This is a genomic window from Terriglobus sp. YAF25, from assembly GCF_052113305.1.
Lineage (GTDB): Bacteria > Acidobacteriota > Terriglobia > Terriglobales > Acidobacteriaceae > Terriglobus.
Genome location: NZ_JBFRCY010000802.1, coordinates 1 through 1,978, shown reverse-complemented (window position 1 = coordinate 1,978; position 1,978 = coordinate 1). Strand labels below are relative to the sequence as shown.

The following is a 1,978-nucleotide window of genomic DNA, read 5'->3' as shown; positions in this document are numbered from 1 at the left end:
ATGCTGGAGTTCTACCAGGCCTACGCAAACTACTGGGACCTGATGCAGATCACTGAAGAGCTGGTCACCTATGTCGCCAACGAGGTGAACGGAACCACCATCGCACGCTTCCCGCTCCCTAAGGGCAAGCGTGCAGGGCAGATGGTGGAGGTTGACCTGGCCAAGTGGCGGCGCCTTTCCATGCGTGAGGCGATCATCACCTTCTGGCCTGAAGCCGCAGGCGCCAAGCCATCGATGGACTCCTTTGCTTCGCACGACTCCGTTGCGGGTCTCGTGCAGCAACTCCGCTCGGCCGGCATTGATCTGCCTTACGACGCGAAGGAGCCGCTCGGCAAGACCATCGCGACCGTCTTCGAGACCATTGCTGAAGAGCACCTGGTCGAGCCCACCATCATCTACGACTTCCCTCTCGCAGTTTCGCCGCTCAGCAAGGTAAAGCCGGATGAGCCGGAATGGGTAGAGCGATTTGAGTTCTACATTGGCGGCTTCGAGGTCGGTAACGCCTTCAGCGAGCTGAACGATCCCGAAGACCAGCGCCACCGCTTCGAGATGCAGCTCGAAGAAAAGGCTCGCGGCGATGAAGAGGCCCATGCCATGGACGAAGACTACGTCCGTGCCCTGGCCTACGGTCTGCCTCCAACCGGCGGTGAAGGCATCGGCATCGATCGCTTGACCATGCTTCTGACCGGCTCGCGCTCTATTCGTGACGTCATCCTCTTCCCGCTGCTTCGACCACAACAGAAGCAGGCGGAAAAGCAGGAACATGGGGAGTCCGCTGAGTAGGTGCAAGAAGATTGGGAGAACGTACCCTGGTTAAGACCAGGTGCCAGACAAATCGCTGAGCGATGTATCGTGCTTCTCTGCGTCGCCGCAAGCAAGGACTTCGAACCAGGCCATTTCAGTGAGTGGATCGAAGAAAACGGCTTGTGGCACGCAGTCTCTCCCAATGAACACCTGCTTCTGACACAACCACAGACTGACAAAGACCGGATCACCGCCTTGTGGCGAAGTGAAGCTCTCGTTGTCTTACTCTGGGCGATCAGAAAATGGGATGATCTGCCCTCATGGAACCAGCAAATTGATATTGCGGAGTTGCTTCGCCATGTCCCCGCGTTCGGTGAACCGCTCGGAACCTTCGTAGCAAGCGCGAATCTCCGTTCTGAAGAGGAGATCGATACTGTTCGTGAAGAGCACTATCAGGCCCATTGGCAAGTCCGGGATGCGAGGATCAACGGCAAGCCAATGCCTCCCGATATTGAGCCTGGTGTTATCTACGAGCGACACTACGCATTCAATTGGCTCATCGGGTATGACAATCTGTCCTGGGATGAGATGGAGGTTGACACCTAGGGCGCGAAGCAGATTTCTCCCACCACGCCTAGTCAACAGTCCCACCCCCAACTATCCTTAAGCGTGTGAATATTCTTTTTGTCGGCGATATCTTCGGCTCAGCCGGTCGCCGTATTGTTACCGAACATCTGCCTCACCTCCTTGAGACACACACCGTCGATCTGCTGATCGTGAATGGTGAAAACGTCGCCGGAGGCTTCGGCATTACTCCAGCCCTCGCCGAAGACATCTTCGACATGGGCGCCCAGGTCATCACCACCGGCAACCACTTCTGGGACAAAAAGGAGATCCTCGAGTACGTCTCTTCCGTCCCGTCCTACTCGCACGACCGCGCGCGGCGGGTGATCCGTCCTGCGAACTTCTCGCCCGCGACCCCGGGATTCGGTGTCTACGAGGGCGCGCTTCCTGACGGTCAGGCTTACGCAGTCATCAACCTTCAGGGACGGGTCTTCATGCAACAGACCGACGATCCATTCCGTAAAGCCGATATGCTGCTCCGCGATATTCAAGCGAAGGTCATTTTTGTTGACTTCCATGCCGAGGCAACCAGCGAGAAGGTCGCCATGGGCTGGTATCTGGACGGCCGGGTGACTGCCGTTCTGGGCACACACACGCACATCCCGACAGC

3 protein-coding genes are annotated in these 1,978 nt (G+C 57.4%); all 3 read left to right on the top strand.

Going from position 1 to position 1,978, the window contains the following annotated elements; all coding sequences use genetic code 11:
- On the top strand, nt 1-783 hold a 783-nt coding region (locus AB4043_RS23900), incomplete at its 5' end, for an amino acid--tRNA ligase-related protein (RefSeq protein WP_442308302.1).
- Complete coding sequence (locus AB4043_RS23895) at nt 784-1,350, top strand: DUF4272 domain-containing protein (protein ID WP_442299422.1); 567 nt, start codon at nt 784-786, stop codon at nt 1,348-1,350.
- Nucleotides 1,351-1,415: 65 nt separating this feature from the next.
- Nucleotides 1,416-1,978, top strand: a 563-nt coding sequence (locus tag AB4043_RS23890) for a TIGR00282 family metallophosphoesterase (RefSeq protein ID WP_442308301.1), incomplete at its 3' end; no start/stop codon positions are given.